The sequence below is a fragment of the Mycolicibacter algericus DSM 45454 genome (assembly GCF_002086455.1).
GTDB classification, from domain to species: Bacteria; Actinomycetota; Actinomycetes; order Mycobacteriales; family Mycobacteriaceae; genus Mycobacterium; species Mycobacterium algericum.
Genome location: NZ_MVHC01000002.1, coordinates 256,245 through 275,234, shown reverse-complemented (window position 1 = coordinate 275,234; position 18,990 = coordinate 256,245). Strand labels below are relative to the sequence as shown.

The following is an 18,990-nucleotide window of genomic DNA, read 5'->3' as shown; positions in this document are numbered from 1 at the left end:
CATGGAAAAGCCCGGCATTCCCGCCACCCCGGCCCGGCACGCCTCGTTGTTCACCGACATCGACGACGTGGCCCGGCGGCTGGCCGAGACCGGCTACTTGGCCGACACCGCCACCACCACCGCGGTCTTCCTGGCCGACCGGCTCGGGAAACCGCTGCTGGTGGAGGGCCCGGCCGGTGTCGGCAAGACCGAACTGGCCCGCGCGGTGGCTGCCGCCACCGGCGCCGAGCTGGTGCGGCTGCAGTGCTATGAGGGCGTCGACGAGGCCCGGGCGCTCTACGAGTGGAATCACGCCAAGCAGATACTGCGTATTCAGTCCGGCAACACGGCCGATCAGGGCGGCGACTGGGACGCCACCAAGATGGACGTGTTCTCCGAGGAGTTCCTGCTCTCGCGCCCGCTGCTGACCGCGATCCGGCGCACCGAACCGACCGTGCTGCTGATCGACGAGACGGACAAGGCCGACATCGAGATCGAGGGCCTGCTGCTGGAGGTGCTCAGCGACTTCGCGGTCACCGTTCCGGAACTGGGCACCATCACCGCGACCCGGACACCGTTCACGGTGTTGACCTCCAATGCCACCCGGGAACTGTCCGAAGCGCTCAAGCGGCGCTGCCTGTTCCTGCACATCGACTTCCCCGACCCGGACCTGGAGCGGCGCATCCTGCTGTCGCGCGTACCCGAGCTGCCCGAACACCTTGCCGCCGAACTCGTGCGCATCATCGGCGTGCTGCGCGGCATGCAGCTCAAGAAGCTGCCGTCGGTGGCCGAGACCATCGACTGGGGACGGACGCTGTTGGCGCTGGGCATGGACACCATCGACGACGCCACCGTTGCGGCCACCCTCGGGGTGGTGCTCAAGCACCAGTCCGACCAGGTGCGCGCATCGGGGGAACTGCGACTGAACTGATGGTGCAGTAGATGGTTCGCCGCATCCGCCCGCCGCAGCCGCTGGCCCCGCACGGTATCCCGGGTCACCTGGTGGGGTTCGTCGAAGCGCTGCGCGACCAGGGGATTTCGGTGGGGCCGTCGGAGACCGTCGACGCCGGGCGGGTGCTGGCCGCGCTCGGGCTCACTGATCGCGAGGTGTTGCGTGAGGGCCTGGCGTGCGCGGTGCTGCGCCGACCCGATCACCGCGACACCTACGACGCCATGTTCGACCTGTGGTTTCCGGCCGCGCTGGGTGGGCGGACCGTGGTCGTGTCGGAGGAACCGCAGTCGGCCGACGACATCCCGGTGCCCGAAGACGCCGAGCAGATGCGCGCGATGTTGGTCGATCTGCTGACCGCCAATCCCGACCTGGCCGAGACCGACGCACGATTGTCGGCGATGATCGCCGCGATTGTCGGCGCCTACGGGCAATACCGCTCCAGCCGGGGTCCGTCGTACTCGGCCTACCAGGCGCTCAAGGCGCTCGAACTCGACGAATTGGAGGGCAGGCTGCTGGCGGGCCTGCTCGCCCCCTACGGGGACGAGCCCAGTCCCACCCAGGAGCAGATCGCCAAATCCGTTGCAGCCCAGCGGATCGCACAACTGCGCAAGCTCGTCGACGCCGAAACCAAGCGGCGTACCGCGGAACAGTTGGGTCGCGAGCATGTGCAGATGTACGGCATTCCGCAACTGAGCGAGAACGTCGAATTCCTGCGCGCCTCCGGTGAGCAGCTGCGCCAGATGCGCCGCGTGGTGGCCCCGTTGGCCCGCACCCTGGCCACCCGACTGGCCGCGCGACGGCGACGCTCCCGCGCCGGCACCATCGACCTGCGTAAGACGCTGCGCCGCTCGATGTCCACCGGGGGTGTGCCGATCGACGTGGTGCTGCGCAAGCCGCGTCCGGCCCGGCCCGAACTAGTGGTGTTGTGCGACGTGTCCGGCTCGGTGGCCGGGTTCAGTCACTTCACCCTGCTGTTGGTACATGCACTGCGCCAACAGTTCTCAAGAGTTCGCGTCTTTGCCTTCATTGACACCACCGACGAGGTCACCCACCTGTTCGGGCCCGAGGCCGACCTGGCGGTGGCCATTCAGCGGATCACCCGCGAGTCGGGCGTGTACACCCGTGACGGCCACTCCGATTACGGCAATGCCTTCGTCTCGTTCGCCGAGAAGTATCCGAGTGTGGTGTCACCGCGCAGTTCGCTGCTGGTCTTGGGCGACGGCCGCACCAACTACCGCGACCCCGGGGTGGGCGTGCTGTCGCACCTGGTGACGGCGAGCCGTCACGCGCACTGGCTCAACCCCGAGCCCCGGCACCTTTGGGGCAGTGGCGATTCCGCCGTGCCTCGGTATGAGGATGTCATCCCCATGCATGAATGTCGCTCCGCCAAGCAGTTGGCCACGGTGATCGACCAACTCCTACCGGTCTGACCCCAAATCGCGAACGTGCGTGTCTGTCCGGCACCACGCCGGGCGGGCCGCGCAACTGTGCACGCTCACCTCAACCCGCCGGTCCCCGCGCACCCTAAACGAGCAAGCAAGTGACCTTTCTGCGAAAAACTAGAGTAGTTCATTACTCTATGAACCCCGCCGACCATCGAAATAACCTAAGGCGTCTTAGCGAGCTTTAAGCATCTGGTTGTTTCACGGGGAGGTTGTGTGATGTCTGACAGGAACCGCAGTGCGAGGCGGAACTCTGCGCGAAAGGGCACGGCGCGTCGCGCGAGCCGAGCGGCCGGTGCCGGCGCAGCGGTAAGTGCGTTTCTGGCGTTCGGGATGACGCCATTGACGTGTGCACCGCAGGCTCAGGCTGATGATTTCGGGCTGGCCGACCTGTTCGACCCCTCGACCTGGGCGTTGCCGTACGACGACATCGACTGGGGTTCTTTCGTCGACCCGGCGGCCTGGTCGTCGTTGTTCGACGCCGCGGCCTTCGACGCCACCGCTGTGGGAACCGCAACTGCCGACCCGTTCGGGCTGGATGCTGCATTCAACTCGTTCATGAGCGACGTCAACAGCTGGGTCGCCACCAACTGGATCGGCACGCAGTTCGGCGACTGGGTCGACAACAACCTGATCAACCCGCTGGGCGCGGCATGGGCGTCCGCGGACAGCTGCGGATTCATCTGCAACGGTGTGGCGGGTACGGCCGCCGACCCGGACGGCCAGGACGGCGGCTGGCTGTTCGGCAACGGCGGTGATGGCTGGAACAGCACGGTGGCCGGCGAAGCCGGCGGCAACGGCGGCGACGCCAACTTCTGGGGCGACGGCGGTGCCGGCGGTGCCGGTGGTGCGGGCGCGGACGGTGGTGACGGCGGCGCGGGTGGCTCGATCTTCGGCAGCGGCGGTGACGGCGGTCGCGGCGGTGACGGCCTAGCCGGTACCGACGGCGACAACGGCGTGTGGGGCGTCGCCGGTGCCGGCGGCGTCGACGGCGCCGGCCAGGACGGCAGCGACGGCGGCAACGGTGGTGCCGGCGGCAACGGTGGCGCCGCCTCGGGTTGGCTGAACTTCCTCCTCGGCGGGCATGCCGGCAACGGTGGCGACGGCGGCTCCGGCGCCGCGGCCGGTAACGGCGGCGACGGTGCGCTCGCCAATGCTGCCCACCTCGGCGGCGGCAACGGTGGTAACGGCGGTGACGTCGGTAAGGGCGGCGCCGGTGGCGCGGCCGGTGCTGGTAGCGGTGGCACAAGTGGCGCGGCCGGCGCGGGCGGAACCGGCGGTGGTAACGGCGGTGATGGACAGGATGGCCTCAACTCGACCACTGCGGGTATTGCCGGTGGTGCCGGCGGTAATGGCGGTGACGGCGGTGCAACCGGCAACGGCGGCAACGGCGGCTCCGGCGGCGACGGCGCGGCCGGAGTGGCCGGCGTCGGCAGCAACGGTGGCGCCGGTGGTAACGGTGGTGCGGGCGGCTCGCAGTCCGGCAACGGCGGCAACGGCGGTGACGGCGGCGTCGGCGGTGCCGGTGCTGCCGGAGCTCAGGGCGGCACCGGAGCCAACGGGAACTGGGCCACCGACTACGGCAACGGTCTAGGGGCCGGACAAGACGGTGGCGCCGGCGGCCAGGGCTACGACGGCGGTGCCGGCGGCCACGGCGGTAATGCCGGTACGGCTGCGCACGGCAACGCAGGCACGGCCGGTAACGGCGGTGACGGTGGTGCCGGCGGTAACGCGGGGGCCGCTGGTAACGGCGGTAACGGCGCAACGGGCGACTGGAATGTGGCCGCTTCCAACGGCGTCGGCGGTGCCGGTGGCAACGCCGGATCGGCCATCGGGGTCGCCGGTAACGGCGGTGCCGGCGGCGCGGCCGGTACCGGTTCCGGCGGCAACGCCGGCAACACCGGTGCCGGAGGCACTGTTCCCGCGGCGGGAACCGCTCACGGTGGTAACGGCGGTACCGGCGCCAAGGGCGATTGGAATGTGGCCGCTTCCAACGGCGTCGGCGGCAAGGGCGGTGTCGGTGGGACCGGCGGCACCTACGGCGACGGCGGCGTCGGCGGTACCGGCGGCGACGGCGCCGACGGTGTCAACGGCGTCACCGCCGGCGACGGCAACGGGATCGCCGGCGGCAACGGCGCGACCGGCGGCACGGGCGGGACCGGTGGCGCGGCCGGCACCATCTCGGGTGTCAGCGGCGCCGGTGGTGTCGGTGGCGACGGCGGCGACGGCGGCAATGGCGGCGTCGGTGGTCCGGGCCATGACGGCACCGGTCCCGGCGTCAACGGCACTAACGGCGGCAACGGCGCGGTCGGCGGCAACGGCGGTAGTGGCGGCACCGGCGGTGCGGCCGGCGCCGCAGGTGGCCAGGGCGCCATCGGTCTGGCCGGCAACGGCGGCAACGGTGGCGACGCCGGTGTGGCCGGCGCCGGCGGTAACGGTGGTAACGGTTGGAATGCCACTACCGGCACCGCGAACGGCAGCAACGGCGGTAACGGCGGTAACGGCGGGGCCAACTCGGCTATCGGTGGCGGCGGCGGTGCGGCCGGCGGCGCGGGCGGCGTGGCCGGCCAGGCCGGCAACGCGCAGGCTGCGGGGGCTGACGGCGGCCAGGGCGGCAACGGTGGATCCGGTCATGGCGCCGGCGCCCAGGGCGGCGGCGCGGGCCACGGTGGTAACGGTGGCAATGGCTACGGCGGCCCGGGTCTGAACCAGGTCGGTAACGGCGGGGACGGCGGCAACGCTGGTGCAGCCGGTGCGGGTCTGGCCGGTGCCGCGCTGGGCGCCGGCAACTACGGTGGCGACGGCGGCGACGCCCAGACCGGCGACGGCGGTGATGGCGGCAACGGCAGTGACGGCAGCGGCGCGGTCAACGCCCACGGTGGCGCCGGTGGCGACAGCTTCGTCACGGGCAACGGCGGCGACGGCGGCGACGGCGGCACCGGCTACTACGGCGGCGACGGCGGGGACGCCAAGGTCGGTAACGGCGGTGACGGCGGCGACGGTGGCGACGGCAACGGCGTGTACTCCGGTTCGTTCGGCGGCAACGGCGGTGACAGCACGGAATCCGGCAACGGCGGCAACGGCGGTGACGGTGGTGAAGGCGGTGACGGACCCTTCCCGACCAACGGTGGTAACGGTGGCGCGGGCGGCTGGGCAAAGGTCGGTGACGCCGGTGACGGTGGCAACGGCGGCAACGGCGGCAGCACGACCAGCGGTGGCGGCAACGGAGCCGATGGCGGCAAGGGCGGCGCAGGTGGTTCCATCTTCAACGTCGCCGGAGCCAGCGGTAATGGCGGCGACGGCGGCAACGCCGGGAACGGTGGTGACGGCGGCCCGACCGGCGGTCACGGTGGTAGCGGCAACCTGGGCGGGGCGGGCGGTAACGCCCTTGGCCACGGTGACGGCGGCAAGGGCGGTAACGGCGGCAGCGGCGGAAATGGCCCGGCCGGAAACGGCGGCAATGGTGCTCAAGGTGGCATCGGTGGAAACGCAGTCATCGGCGACGGTGGTGCTGGCGGTAACGGCGGCAGCGGCGGCAACGCCGGTGCTGGTGGCACCGCGGGTACTGGCGCCAACGGTGGCACCGGCGGCAACGTCAGCACTGACGGCACAGGTGGTGCCGGTGGTATCGGCGGTAACGGTGGCGACGGCGGCAACGGCCTGGCGGCCCTGGCCGGCAACGGCGGCAACGGCGGGCTGATGGGCGGGGCCGGCGGCGCTGGCGGCGGCGGCGGTCAAGGAGCCGGCTCCGGTAACGGCGGTGCCGGTGGTCGCGGTGGTGACGGCGGTGATGGCGGCAACGGATCGGCCGGCGTATCAATCGTCGGCAACGGTGGTAGTGCCGGCCAAACCGGCGGCAACGGCGGTGACGGCGGTACCGCCGGCGGCGGTGGCCGCGGTGGTGACGCACTCGGGTCCGGCGACGGCGGTGCCGGCGGCCGCTCCGGTGACGGCGGTGACGGCGGCGACGGCGGGGCCGGCTCGAACGCCACCAACGCCAGCGGCAACGGTGGCAACGGTGGCAGGGGTGGCAGCGGCGGTGACGCCCAGTTGGGTGCCGGCAGTGGCCAAGGCGGCGACGGCGGCAAGGCCTGGGGCACCGGCGCCGGTGGCACCGGCGGCGACGGCGGCAATGCCGGCCAGAGCGGTAGCGGCGCCAACGGCGGCAACGCCACCGGCACCGGCAACGGTGGCGACGGCGGCGATGCCGGCGGGACGAACCACCTGGGCGGCGCCCAGGGCGGCCGTGGCGGTGACTCGGTCGGTGGTGACGGCGGCGCCGGCGGTAACGGCGGCAATGGCGGCGACGGCGGAGAGATCGCCGGCAACGGCGGCAGCGCCGCGAACGCACCCGGGATCGCAGGTGACGGTGGTTGGGGCGGCTTAGGCGGCTGGGGCGGTAGGGGCGGTGCCGGTGGCGACGCACTCGGCGCCGCCGGAAACGGCGGGGCCGGCGGGTCCGGCGGCAACGGTGGCAACACCACCGCCACCGGAGGCACCGGCGGCAACGGCGGCAATGCCACTGGCACCGACGACGGCACCGCCGGCGGTCAGGGCGGTGAAGGCGGCTGGGGCGGCGTCGGCCGGGAGGGCGGGGCCGGTGGTAACGCCGCCGGATCCGGCACCGGTGGGACCGGCGGTGACGGCGGCGACGCCGGAACCAACAGCACCGGAGGCCAGGGCGGCAACGGCGGCAACGCCTCTGCCACCCACGCCGCCGGCGCGGGCGGCGACGGTGGTGACGGCAACCAGAACAACTTCCAGCCCTTCCCGCCGTACAACTTTGGCCAGGGCGGCGCTGGCGGCGCTGGCGGTAACTCGCTCAACGGCGACGGCGGGACCGGTGGTAATGGTGGCGTCGGGGCAACTGGCGGCGACGCCGGTAACGGCGGCACCGGTGGTGAGGGCAACGCCGGGACCCCCGGCAACCACCAAGCGGCAGGCGCCGGCGGGGGCGGCGGCAAGGGCGGTGTCGGCGTCGTCGGCGGAGCTGGCGGTGCGGGCGGCGACTCCACCGGCACCACCGTCGCCGCGACCGGCGACGGTGGGTATGGCGGTAACGCCGGCGGGAACGGTGGTGGCGGCGCCGGCGGCGACGGCGGCACCGGTGGTGCGGCCGCGGCCGGGACCGGCTTCGCCGGCGACGGTGGTGAGGGTGGCGCCGGCGGAATCGCCGGGTACGGCACCGGAGGCCCCGGGGGCAACGGTGGCACCGGCGGTGCCGGTGGCAACGCCGCCGGAACCGGAAACGGCGGTGATGGCGGCGCCGGTGCCACCGGCGGGTCTGGCGGCAGTGGCGGTGACGGTGGCACCGGCGGTGCGGGCGTCAACGGCACCGGCGGCGGTGCCGGCGGCAACGGTGGCAATGGCCAAGACGGTGGCGACGGCGGAGACGGGGGCGACGGTGGCGACGCCACCAATGCCGCACTCGGCGGTGTCGGCGGCCACGGGGGCGACGGCGCGGCCGGCGGTGCAGTCGGTGGCGGCGGAACCGGAGGTGCGGGGACCGACGGCGGTGGAAACGGCTCTAGCGGCAGTGCCGGCACCACCCCCGGCGGCAACGGTAACGCCGGCGCTGACGGCACGCCGGCACCGCCCGCATGATGGTCGGCTGAGACCGGCCACGGCACGACCGCGGTCGTCGGAGAACATCCGGCGACCGCGGTCGGGTCATGAATGGACCATGGTCAGCGCCAGGTGTTGGGCTCAAGCCCGCGATTGGACCCCGTCGAGCAGCCGGATCAGCTCATCGCGCCGCGTGATACCCAGTTTGGCGAACATCCGGTAGAGATGACCGTCCACGGTCCGTACCGAAACGGAAAGCCGATCGGCGATCTGACGGTTGGGTAGGCCCGCTGCAACGAGCATCGCGATCTCGCGTTCACGGTCGGTGATCGGCAGTGGCTGAGTCACCGCCGCGACGGCCGGTGTGCGGATCTCGCCCTGCCCGGCCAACCATTGGGTCCGCGTTGACAATTCCAACTGCTTGCCGCGTTGACCGGCGCGGCCGTACTCGCTCGATGCCTGCGCCGCCGCATCGGCGGCGGATGCGAAGGCACCCATGATCGCGAACCGGTCCGACGTGGCGCTCAACAGATCGGCGTTGCGGTCGGCCAAGCCACGAGCATGCGCGGCAATCGCATTCGGCAACGGGGCGTCCAGCACCTCCGCGAGATCTGCCAGCCGATCGGCGTGCGATCGGTCGCCGAATCGGACCGCGGTGTGCAGCGCGCGCATCTCGACAGCGGCCATACCGGATCGGCGGGCGATCTGTGCCGCTCGCAGCGCGAGGGACCGGGCATCGGAGGTCTGACCGTGCGCTACCCGCTCCCAGGCTCGGGCAAGCTCCACTTCCGGTAGGAACGCAGCGATTTGCGGTCCGTAGGCCTCTTCGCAATGTCGCAGTGCGATCGACGCCGACACGGCGTTGCCCCGCGCCGCTTCGGCTTGAGCGGACCAAGCGTTCGCCAGCATCGGCCACAGCGATGGAGCGGCGTTTGTCAATACCGGCGTCGAGTCCTGAAACAGCGAAGCTGCCAATGGCAATTGGCCGCGTGCCAGGTGTACCAGGCCGACCAGCACACCGACCATCGCATCGGATTCCGGCACCCCGGCAGCCATGGTGGCATAGCGTTCCGCGGCTCGTTCAGCGGCGGAGTAATCACCGGCGTCGACGAGTGCGGTGACCTCGGCGACACCGAGACCGAATCGAATCATCCCGGAGCGACTGCGCGCAGCGGCGTGCAATCCGATCTGAGCGATTCCGGTCACTTCGCCGAAGCGCCCTGTTTTGGCGAGTGCGTGTGCGGTCGGCAGGGCGGCCAAGGCCGTCGCCGTCGGCGATACATCTGCTTCGCAGAACGACGGTCCGGCCCGGAGTGCCGTTGCCAGGTCGCCGGTGAAGAACGCGAAAGCCGTCTCGAGAGCATGGACCAGCGCGGTGCTGGCTTTCGAGTGGGCGCGGCCCCTGACCTCGGCCAGAACCTGTTGTGCTGAATCGATCTCACCGCAGTTCCAGAAGAGATTCGATGCGCGAACACAAGCCCAGTCAACGATCGAGACGCTGTCGGCACCGTCGAGGCCGACATCGGTCAGTACCGATTCGGCTTCGTCTCCTCGGCCTTGCCACAACAGTGTGTCCCCGAGCACGAGTGCCGCCGGTAAGCCACCGTCGCGGTCAAATGCAAAGCGGGCCAGCTCTTCTGCATGGGCGAGGTTGGACATCGCCGCCGCCCGCACCGCTGCGCCGATGATCAACTCGAAGTCAGGCTCCAGGTCGCTGCAGATCATGAACTGGGCCATCCGGATTCTGCCGCGAACGTCGGGCAACCGCAGCCGCCGGCCGCCTCTCCGCAGGTACTTGTCAAAGGCGTTGAACAGCAACCCGTTGAGTCGGCGCGAGCGCACCACACCGATACGTTCGAGCACCGCCTCGCCGAAAATCGGGTGGGTCACCTGGACCAGAGTTCCCCCGCCGTCGGAGGTCAGGTGAATCAAGCGATGACGTTCCAGTTCGGAAACAGCTTCGGAAGAACAGAGTTCTCGGAAGACTTCCCAGTCCAGCAACTCGGCGACCGCGAGAATCTCGAGTGCCTCCAGCTCGTCCGGAGTGAGTGCTTGGAGCCGAAATCCCAGCAGGACAGAGAGTTCCTGGTCGGCGTGCAGTGGCCCCTTGAGCTGCCAGCCGTACTCGTCCAACACCAGCACGCCGTTGTCGCGGCCGGCCCGCAGCAGTCCGCGCAGATACAGCGGGCTTCCCCCACTTCGGTCGTGTAACCGGTTGACCACTTGTGCGCTGACGACACCACCGAGCACACGGCGTGCGAGCTCACCGGTCTGTTCGCGGGTGAACGGGTTGATGCGCATGCTCAACAGCAGCTGTTCTTTGAGCAGCGCGGTCACCGCGTCGAGGAGCGTTTCGCCGGAACGGATCACCACGATCAGTTGCGCGGTACCCTCGGCGGCAAGCTGATAGATCAGGGTGGCAGACAATGGGTCCAGCAGTTGGGCGTCGTCGACGACGATCACCGGGCGCTCTGCGGCCGCGAGGTTCTGGTGCGCTATCGCTAACATCGCAGCCGGTTCGCAGGTTGCATCGACCGTCACCGACCGGGAGAATGCCCCGAGCGGTACGTCAAACCCGGTCTGGGTGCCCAGCACGAACCGGACCGCGCGCCCGGCCGCGGTGAGGCGGGCACCGAGGGCGCGGGCGAGCGTCGATTTGCCGACGCCGCTGTCCCCGACCAACGCGATGCCCTGGTACTCAGAATCCGGCCCGAGCGTCGCCAGCGCTGCGCGCAGTTCGTCGTCGCGACCGACGATCGGCCACGCGGACGAAGTCTCAGCCGTTGTGCGCAAAAGTTCCGACCTCCCCCGGGACAACTGCGTGCCGCCAAAGTTACGCTGCGGTACCGGGGGGAACATACGTTTCCGGCTTGAAATACAAACGTTGACGAATGCGTAAAAACGTTTGGGAGGCAGCTGCGAATGCGCCCCGGGAATGCTTTGCCAGGGCGAGTGATCACCGAGCGGTGGCGGCTACCCGCTCCGCCGGTCAGCGTGTCCGCTCGAACACCAGCCAGCGCAACTCGATCGGGCTGTCCTCGCGCGAGGTCCTGAACGCGTCGAGTCCGCTCACCCAGTCGATGTACCAGCTGGTGGGTGGCCAGGCGCCGTCGGGCAGATGTGCTTTCTCGTAATCGTGGACCGACTCATCAGACAGCAGTGCGAGCGGTAAGCCGGCCGTGGCGATCGACATCTCATCACGGGTGAACAGGCCCGAGTACACCTGCTGACAAAATTCGCGAGCGGCCTCGTCGGGCTGGTACCCGTCGCATGCCAGGAAGCTGTTGAAAACCAGCCGTCCACCGGGAACAAGGCGCTGAGCGGCGAGCTCGAAAAGACTGCGTAGCTGTTGCGTCGACCGGAAATCGGTCAACACCTCCGAGAGCACGATCAGGTCGTAATCGTCGCGCAGGTCGTCGGCGTCGGCGAACACGTCGCGGACGATGACTCGCACGTCCAACGAGTCGCGTTCCGCCTCCTGCCTGAGGATCTCGGCGAACTTCGGGGTCATCTCCACGACGTCGACAGGATGCCCGCGACGTGCCAGCGCCAGCGCGTTACGGCCGGTGCCCGCGCCGATTTCGAGTATCCGATGAGCGGATGGATCGTCGACTTCGCCGGAGATCTGCCAGATCCGGGCGTCCGGTTCCGTGCCGAACAACGGCGGTTCCCGCGTCGACAGCCAACTCTCGTATGCCGCTGCGACCGAGGACCATTGCGCACGGACCGTGTAGTTCAGCGATGGGCCGACCGGAGCGTTGTAGGAGATGACAATGTGTGAACGCACCGATGCCGCATAGGCGGCGGCCAGCTGGCCCTGTATCACGCTCCTAAGATGCGCAAGTTCTTGCTCATTGAAGGGTTTGCCCAGTCCCGCGAATACCGCGTCGCACATCGACACGTACTCGTCGAGCAAGCTCGGCACCGCCGGCAGCCGGATGTCGCCGTTGATCTGGGCCCGGGTGTAGAAACGCCGCCGCATGGCGTCCTTCGCCGATCGCGCCACATCTGATCTCGGAGAGAAATCTTCCACCGCCTTCTTCTACACGATCCGGGGACGCTTTGCCGCGCCAACGGCGCTAACCGGCCGGCGGCCGTCCGGTGATGCCGTTTCTGCTGGTCCAGTAAGCTGGCCAACCATGCATGTCGGGCTACGCAGGCTGGGGGTGATGGGCGGGACGTTCGATCCCATCCATTACGGCCACCTGGTCGCGGCCAGCGAGGTAGCCCACAAATTCGCGCTGGACGAGGTCGTCTTCGTGCCCAGCGGCCAGCCCTGGCAGAAGGATCGGCACGTCTCGGCGGCCGAGGACCGGTACCTGATGACGGTGATCGCCACAGCGTCCAATCCGCGCTTCTCGGTGAGCCGGGTGGACATCGACCGGGCCGGTCCCACCTACACGCGCGACACATTGCAAGACCTGCATGCGCTGAACCCCGATTCCGAGCTGTACTTCATCACCGGTGCCGACGCGTTGGCGTCGATTCTGTCCTGGCAGGGCTGGGAGGAGCTGTTCGACCTGGCGCGGTTCGTGGGGGTCAGCCGGCCCGGATACGAGCTGCGGCATGACCACATCACCGGTGTGCTGGGCGAACTGGAGGAGCATGCGTTGACACTGGTGGAGATTCCGGCGTTGGCGATCTCGTCGACGGACTGTCGCGAGCGCGCCGAGCAGCGTCGGCCGCTGTGGTACCTGATGCCCGACGGCGTTGTGCAGTATGTGTCCAAACGCCGGCTCTACCGTGGCGGCGACGGCTCGGACGCCAACAAGGCGGTGGGCCGATCCACCAGCCTGGCCGCCGGGAACAACGCATGACGGCCGGCTCAGAGGCGATCGACATGGCGAGGGCGGCCGCGGTGGCCGCCGCCGCCAAGCTGGCCACCGATGTCGTCGTCATCGACGTCTCGGACCAGCTGGTCATCACCGACTGCTTCGTCATCGCCTCGGCGTCCAACGAACGGCAGGTCAACGCGATCGTCGACGAGGTGGAGGAGAAGATGCGGCTGGCCGGCTACAAGCCGGCGCGCCGCGAGGGCACCCGCGAGGGCCGCTGGACGCTGCTGGACTACGTCGACATCGTCGTGCACATCCAACATCAGGACGAGCGTGACTTCTATGCGCTCGACCGGCTGTGGAAGGACTGCCCCGTGGTGCCGGTCGACCTGGGTCCTGCCCCGGCCCCGGAGGACGCGTCGTGAGGGTCCGGCGGCTGATCCTGTTACGGCACGGCCAGACGGAGTTCAACGCCGGCAGCCGCATGCAAGGCCAGCTGGACACCGTCCTGAGCGACCTCGGTCGCGCGCAGGCGGAAGCGGCGGCCGAGGTGTTGCGCAAGCGCCACCCGTTGCTGATCGTGTCGTCGGATCTGTGGCGCGCCTACGACACCGCCACGGTGCTGGCCGAGCACAACGGGCTGCCGGTCCGGGTCGACACGCGGTTGCGCGAAACGCACCTGGGTGACTGGCAGGGGCTGACCCACGAAGAGGTCGACGCCGCGGCACCGGGTGCGCGGTTGGCGTGGCGCGATGATGCCCGGTGGGCTCCGCACGGCGGGGAGAGCAGGGTGGACGTGGCCGCGCGCAGCGAACCGCTGGTCGCCGAGTTGGTGGCCGGTGAGCCGGCCTGGGGGAGCGCCGACGAGGCGGACCGGCCGGCGGTGCTCGTCGCCCACGGCGGCCTGATCGCTGCGCTGACCGCTGCGCTGCTGCGTCTTCCGGTCGAGAACTGGCCGGCGCTGGGCGGGATGGCCAACGCCAGTTGGACCCAGCTCAGCGGGTATTCCGACGATTCCGGCGGAGCTGACGACTTCGCTGACGTGCGTTGGCGTCTCGATGTCTGGAACGCTTCAGCGCAGGTGGCCGGCGATGTCCTCTGAACCGCTGCCGCCGGCCGAGAAGCGCCCCGCGTTGCTGATCTTTGCCGACTCGCTGTCGTACTACGGACCCACCGGCGGGCTGCCGGCCGACGACCCGCGGATATGGCCGAACATCGTCGGCGCGCAACTCGGCTGGGACGTCGAGCTGATCGGACGGATCGGCTGGACCAGCCGGGACGTGTGGTGGGCGGCCACCCAGGACCCGCGCGCCTGGGCCGCCCTGCCTCGTGCCGGGGCCGTCATCATCGCCACCAGCGGGATGGACTCGCTGCCCTCGGTGTGGCCGACTGCGCTGCGCGAGTTGATCCGGTATGTGCGCCCGCCCCGGCTGCGGCGCTGGGTCCGCGATGGATACGGCTGGCTGCAGCCGAGGTTCTCGCCGCGGGCGCGAGCGGCACTGCCGCCGCAGCTTACCGCCGACTATCTCGAGATGACTAGGGGCGCAATCGACTTCAACCGGCCAGGAATCCCGATTGTGGCCTGCCTGCCGTCAGTTCACATCGCCGACACCTATGGTCGGGCCCACCAGGGGCGGGAGCCGACGGTGCACGCGATCACGCAGTGGGCGCAGCGCCAGGACATCACGCTGGTCGATCTGAAGGCGGCGGTGGCCGACGAGGTCATGAGCGGGCGGGCCAACCCGGATGGCATCCACTGGAACTTCGAAGCGCACCGGGCCGTCGCCGAACTGATGCTCAAAGCGCTGGCTGAGGCGGGCGTGCCCGGATCGTCGGCATGACCTGTCCATGACCGTCACCGTCATCACCGATTCGTCGGCGTGCCTGCCCGTGGAGCTGCGCGACCGATGGGGTATCCGGGTGGTTCCGCTGCACATTCTGCTCGACGGCGCCGATCTGCGCGACGGCATCGATGAGGTGCCCGAGGACATCTATGCCCGCGACGGCGTCAGCACGGCCGGAACCAATCCGGAGGAACTCACCGACGCCTACCGGGCCGCGCTGGCCGACAGCGGTGGCGACGGCGTGGTGGCGGTCCACATCTCGGCGGCGTTGTCCGGCACGTTCGGCGCCGCCGAACACGTCGCCACCCAGTTCTCCGGGGTCAGGGTCGTCGACTCGCGGTCTGCGGCGATGGGCACCGGGTTCGCGGCGCTGGCCGCCGCGCGCGCTGCCGCCGGCGGCGCCGACATCGACGCCGTGGTGGCCGCGGCGGATGCGGCTGTGCTGCGCAGCCACGCCTATCTGATCGTGCACCGGCTGGACAACCTGCGCCGCAGCGGCCGGATCGGCAGCGCGGCGGCCTGGCTGGGCACCGCGTTGTCGCTCAAGCCGCTGCTCGCCGTCGATGACGGAAAACTCGTGTTGGCACAGCGCATCCGCACTGTCGGCAAGGCCGTCGCCTCGATGATCGACCGCGTCTGTGAGGTGGTAGGCGATCGGCCGGCCGCATTGGCCGTGCATCACGTCGCCAATCCGGAAGGGGCTCGTGAGGTGGCCGACGCGTTGGCCGAGCGGTTACCGGCCTGCGCACCGGCCCTCATCACCGGCCTGGGTTCGACGTTGGCGCTTCACGTCGGGGCGGGCGCGGTGGCGGTCTGTGTCGACGTCGATCCCACCGCGGGCCCCGGCCAGGTCTGACCACGTTCTACTGCGTGGCAAACCTGTCGGTGTCGGCGGTGGGCTCGGAATGCGGACGGTGCGCCGCGATGCCGCGGATGTTCTTATTGGGACCCCACGGCCGGACCACCTGCGGCCACCAGAACCACTTGCCCAACAGCGTCGCGATCGACGGCATGAAGAATGCGCGGACCACGAAGGTGTCGAGCAGCAACCCGATCGCCACGGTGGTGCCGTACATGCCGATCGCCTTGAGATCGGAGAAGAACATGATGCCCATGGTCGCCGCGAACACCATGCCCGCCGACGTCACCACGCCACCGCTGCCGGCCATCGCCCGGATATAGCCGGTCTTGAGCCCGGCATGGATCTCCTCTTCGAACCGGGAGACCAGCAGCAGGTTGTAGTCCGACCCGACCGCCAGCAGCACGATCACCGCCAGCACCAAGGTCACCCAGTAGATATGTTGACCGAAGATGTGTTGCCAGATCAGCACCGAGATACCGAAGGACGCGGCGATCGAACTGGACGCGGTGCCCAGGATCACCGCGGCGGCCACCAGCGAACGGGTGATCATCATCATGATCAGGAAGATCAGCGTCAGCGACGCGACCACCGCGATCAACAGGTCATACTTGGCGCCGTTCTGCATGTCCTCGTAGAGGGCGGCCATCCCGCCGACGTAGACCTTGGCGTCCGACAACGACGACTGCTTGAGGGCCTCCTGCGCGGCGATCCGTTCCGGTTCGACCCGCTTGATGCCCTCGGCGGTGGCCGGATAGGTCTGGTGGGTTACGAAGAAGCGCGCCGACTTTCCGTCCGGCGACATGAACAACCGCAGCCCGGTCTGGAAGTCCTTGTTGTCGAAGGCTTCTGCGGGAAGGTAGAAGAAATCGTCGTTCTTCGAGTCGTCGAAACTCTGGCCCATCATGATCTGGGTGTTGCTCAGATCCTCCATCTGGTTGATGAACGCCGAGAACGTCGAGTGCACGGTCAACACCAGACCGCGCATGATCTTCATGGTGTCCACCACGGCCGGCAGCAACTCGACCGCCTGCGGCAGCAGTCGGGCCGTCTTGGTGATGTCTGCGGAGAGGTTGTGCATCTCCTCGGAGAGTTGGTCGACGCCGTCGGTGGTGTCGAATGTGCTCCGCAGTGCCCAGCACATCGGGATGTCGAAACAGTGTGGTTCCCAGTAGAAGTAGCTGCGCAGCGGCCGGAACTGGTCGTCGAAGTCGGCGAGGTGATCGCGGATCCGATCGGTGACTTCCACCGTGCGCCGGGTGACTTCGGCGGTGTCGTCGAAGGTCCGGTCCACCTCCTGCAGGTAGCCGTACATCTCGATGAGTAGCGAGATGTCCTTGTCCAACTGCTGGGAGATCGTGTCGATGTCTTTGATCCGGTCCTTGAGCGTCTTCATGTTCTGCATCATCAGCTGGTTGGCGGCGCTCAGCTGAAACGGAATCGAGCTGTGCTGAAGCGGAATCCCCAGCGGGCGGGTGATGTCCTGGATCATCGCAATGCCGTGTACCCGCATGATGTTCTTGGCGACCCGGTCCAGGACCAGCATGTCGGCCGGGTTACGCATGTCGTGGTCGGAGGTCACCATGGTGATGTCCGGCGCCATCCGGGCCGCCGAGAAGTGCTTCTCGGCGGCGGCATAGGCGACGTTGACCGGTGTGTCCTTGGGCAGATACTGCCGGTCGTCGTAGCCGGGTTTGAAGCCGGGTAGGGCGACGAGCCCGATCATGATGATGGCCAGGCTCGCCACCATGATCGGTGCGGGCCAGCGCACCACCGAGATCCCGGCACGGCGCCAGAACCCGCCCGGCTTGGCCGGTTTGGGGTCGAGCAGCCCGAAGCTGGTGACCACGACCAGCATGGCGGGTCCCAGGGTGAGCGCCGCGGCGACCACGACGATCATGCCCACCGATACCGGAATGCCCATGGTGTGGAAGTAGGGCAGCCGGGTGAAGTACAGCACCGCCGACGCCCCGGCGATGGTCAGCCCCGATCCGAGCACGACGGGGGTGACACTGCGCACGGTGGTGTAGTAGGCGTCGACCCGCTCCTCGCCGGCCAGCCGGGCCTCGCGGTAGCGGCCGATCAAGAAGATGCCGTAGTCGGTGCCGGCGGCGATGGCCAGCATCACCATGATGTTGACCGCGAACGTCGTCAGGCCCATGACGTTGTTGAAGCCGAGGAAGGCGACGACACCACGAGCGCAGATCAATTCCAACAGGGTCAGGAACAGCTGCGTCAACATCGCGCCGAACGAGCGGAAGACGATCAGCAGCATGACCGCGATCGCGGCGATGGTGAACAGGGTGATCTTCACCAGGCTGGCGTCGCCGATCTCCCGCAGGTCGGCCGTCAGCGCCGCCGGCCCGGCGACGTAGGCCTGCACTCCGGGTGGCGCCGGTGTGTCGTCGATGGCCTTGCGGACCGCCACCACCGAATCGTTGGCTTCGGTCATGCCCTGGTTGCCGACCAGGTTGAGCATGATGTAGGCCGCTTTGGCGTCGGAGCTCTGCACGCCCGCCGCGGTCAGCCGGTCTCGCCAGAAGTCTTGCGCGTGCTCGACGTGGTCGGTGTCGGCGACCAGCTTCTTGACGATCTCGTCGTAGTAGTGGTGGGCATCGTCGCCGAGCTCGTCCTCGCCGACGACGACCATCATCACGGTGCTGTTGGACTTGTACTCCTGGAAGTTCTCACCGACCAGCTGACTGGCGATCATCGACGGCGCGTCCATCGGCGCCAGCGGTGCGGAGTGCTCCTCGGAGATCACTTCCAGCTGGGGCACAAGAACGTTCACGATGACGGTGAGCACGATCCAGGCGATGATGATCGGCACCGCGAAGACGCGCAGCATGTGTGCGAAGAACGGTCGCTTGACGTGCGGGTCCTGCTGCTGATCGAGCTGGTTGCGGATGCGTTTGATCATCCGGACTTCACCAGGCAGAAGGTCTGGGCGTTGATACCGGTGGCACGCCGCTCATCGAGCAGCCGGTCATCGATCTTGATCCGGCAGCCGATCTCACCGGAGTTGCCCTGCACGATCATGTTGGCCTGCACGGCGGGAAGCACCGTGACGACGGTGTAGGACCACGGCAGCGGCACGTCGTTGATCTGGTGGACGTTGGCCTCGGCGTCCCAGTAGTTGATGTCGGCTCTGGTGCCCGGCGGCCCGAATGCCTCGTATGCGACGTACTTGGGGTTGAACTGCACGATCTCGATGCCGGCGCCGGCGTGGGGGTTGAGCTCCTGAGAGGCGAACACCTTGTGCAGTCGAGTGACGATCACACTGGATACGAAGATGACCACGATGAAGACCAAGGGAATCCAATACCGTCTGAGTATTCCGCCGATCGGGATCGTCTTCATATCACCGCCTTCCGCTGGTCGATAGTGCGGTCGAACGCGGGCAGCGGACAGTTTGTTCCCCGGCTCGGCCGGAAGCGTCGAAGGCTGCCGCAAAATCGTCCCCGGGCAGCATAACCTTCGGTTGGCTAACGATCGCAACAAGCCTTTTTCGAGGCTCGCCGGTTCGTAAGTGGCCGGTAGCGCGGCACCGACGACCAGGCTTCAGTAGCATGGC

12 protein-coding genes are annotated in these 18,990 nt (G+C 68.8%); 8 read left to right on the top strand and 4 right to left on the bottom strand.

Features of this window, described 5'->3' with window-relative positions; translation table 11 throughout:
* Window position 1 precedes the first annotated feature (1 nt).
* From BST10_RS03105 to BST10_RS23170, 3 genes are all read left to right on the top strand, one after another.
* The gene (locus BST10_RS03105; RefSeq protein WP_083036334.1) at window positions 2-910 is read left to right on the top strand and encodes an AAA family ATPase; all 909 of its coding nucleotides are present in this window, start codon (window positions 2-4) and stop codon (window positions 908-910) included.
* Between the two features lie 11 nt (window positions 911-921).
* Entirely contained in the window at window positions 922-2,361 is a 1,440-nt protein-coding gene (locus BST10_RS03100; protein WP_083036333.1) for a vWA domain-containing protein, read from the top strand.
* A 345-nt stretch (window positions 2,362-2,706) separates the two neighbouring features.
* The gene (locus tag BST10_RS23170; RefSeq protein WP_163762310.1) at window positions 2,707-7,977 is read left to right on the top strand and encodes a PGRS repeat-containing protein; all 5,271 of its coding nucleotides are present in this window, start codon (window positions 2,707-2,709) and stop codon (window positions 7,975-7,977) included.
* 102 nt (window positions 7,978-8,079) lie between these two features.
* Here the strand turns inward: BST10_RS23170 and BST10_RS03080 are convergent, their stop codons facing one another.
* Together BST10_RS03080 and BST10_RS03075 are read right to left on the bottom strand one after the other, a co-directional pair.
* Entirely contained in the window at window positions 8,080-10,731 is a 2,652-nt protein-coding gene (locus BST10_RS03080) for a helix-turn-helix transcriptional regulator (RefSeq protein WP_083036332.1), read from the bottom strand.
* 196 nt (window positions 10,732-10,927) lie between these two features.
* The gene (locus BST10_RS03075; protein ID WP_109559374.1) at window positions 10,928-11,920 is read right to left on the bottom strand and encodes a class I SAM-dependent methyltransferase; all 993 of its coding nucleotides are present in this window, start codon (window positions 11,918-11,920) and stop codon (window positions 10,928-10,930) included.
* Between the two features lie 157 nt (window positions 11,921-12,077).
* Between BST10_RS03075 and nadD the strand changes: the two genes are divergently transcribed.
* Genes nadD through BST10_RS03050 form a run of 5 tightly spaced genes read left to right on the top strand, consistent with a single transcriptional unit; the run spans window position 12,078 to window position 15,413 of the window.
* Window positions 12,078-12,755, top strand: a complete 678-nt coding sequence (gene nadD, locus BST10_RS03070; RefSeq protein ID WP_109559373.1) for a nicotinate-nucleotide adenylyltransferase — start codon at window positions 12,078-12,080, stop codon at window positions 12,753-12,755.
* Window positions 12,752-13,138 carry a ribosome silencing factor gene (gene rsfS / locus BST10_RS03065; protein WP_083036330.1) on the top strand — a complete coding sequence of 129 codons (387 nt, stop codon included), beginning with the start codon at window positions 12,752-12,754 and terminating at the stop codon, window positions 13,136-13,138. Before nadD ends, rsfS begins: the two co-directional genes overlap by 4 nt.
* The gene (gpgP, locus tag BST10_RS03060) at window positions 13,135-13,815 is read left to right on the top strand and encodes a glucosyl-3-phosphoglycerate phosphatase (protein ID WP_013828425.1); all 681 of its coding nucleotides are present in this window, start codon (window positions 13,135-13,137) and stop codon (window positions 13,813-13,815) included. The genes rsfS and gpgP overlap by 4 nt, the downstream gene beginning before the upstream one ends.
* Window positions 13,805-14,554 carry a diglucosylglycerate octanoyltransferase gene (gene octT, locus BST10_RS03055; protein ID WP_013828426.1) on the top strand — a complete coding sequence of 250 codons (750 nt, stop codon included), beginning with the start codon at window positions 13,805-13,807 and terminating at the stop codon, window positions 14,552-14,554. Before gpgP ends, octT begins: the two co-directional genes overlap by 11 nt.
* A gap of 7 nt (window positions 14,555-14,561) precedes the next feature.
* The gene (locus BST10_RS03050; protein ID WP_083036329.1) at window positions 14,562-15,413 is read left to right on the top strand and encodes a DegV family protein; all 852 of its coding nucleotides are present in this window, start codon (window positions 14,562-14,564) and stop codon (window positions 15,411-15,413) included.
* A 7-nt stretch (window positions 15,414-15,420) separates the two neighbouring features.
* Here the strand turns inward: BST10_RS03050 and BST10_RS03045 are convergent, their stop codons facing one another.
* On the bottom strand, window positions 15,421-18,336 hold the full coding sequence (locus tag BST10_RS03045) for an MMPL/RND family transporter (RefSeq protein WP_013828428.1): 2,916 nt from the start codon (window positions 18,334-18,336) through the stop codon (window positions 15,421-15,423).
* On the bottom strand, window positions 18,333-18,776 hold the full coding sequence (locus BST10_RS03040; protein ID WP_013828429.1) for an MmpS family transport accessory protein: 444 nt from the start codon (window positions 18,774-18,776) through the stop codon (window positions 18,333-18,335). The genes BST10_RS03045 and BST10_RS03040 overlap by 4 nt, the downstream gene beginning before the upstream one ends.
* Window positions 18,777-18,990: the final 214 nt, after the last annotated feature.

Coding starts and splice junctions, on each gene's coding strand:
- BST10_RS03105 (WP_083036334.1), top strand. CDS start 2: ATGGAAAAGCCCGGCATTCCCGCCACCCCGGCCCGGCACGCCTCGTTG.
- BST10_RS03100 (WP_083036333.1), top strand. CDS start 922: ATGGTTCGCCGCATCCGCCCGCCGCAGCCGCTGGCCCCGCACGGTATC.
- BST10_RS23170 (WP_163762310.1), top strand. CDS start 2,707: ATGACGCCATTGACGTGTGCACCGCAGGCTCAGGCTGATGATTTCGGG.
- BST10_RS03075 (WP_109559374.1), bottom strand. CDS start 11,920: ATGCGGCGGCGTTTCTACACCCGGGCCCAGATCAACGGCGACATCCGG.
- nadD (WP_109559373.1), top strand. CDS start 12,078: ATGCATGTCGGGCTACGCAGGCTGGGGGTGATGGGCGGGACGTTCGAT.
- rsfS (WP_083036330.1), top strand. CDS start 12,752: ATGACGGCCGGCTCAGAGGCGATCGACATGGCGAGGGCGGCCGCGGTG.
- octT (WP_013828426.1), top strand. CDS start 13,805: ATGTCCTCTGAACCGCTGCCGCCGGCCGAGAAGCGCCCCGCGTTGCTG.
- BST10_RS03050 (WP_083036329.1), top strand. CDS start 14,562: ATGACCGTCACCGTCATCACCGATTCGTCGGCGTGCCTGCCCGTGGAG.
- BST10_RS03045 (WP_013828428.1), bottom strand. CDS start 18,336: ATGATCAAACGCATCCGCAACCAGCTCGATCAGCAGCAGGACCCGCAC.
- BST10_RS03040 (WP_013828429.1), bottom strand. CDS start 18,776: ATGAAGACGATCCCGATCGGCGGAATACTCAGACGGTATTGGATTCCC.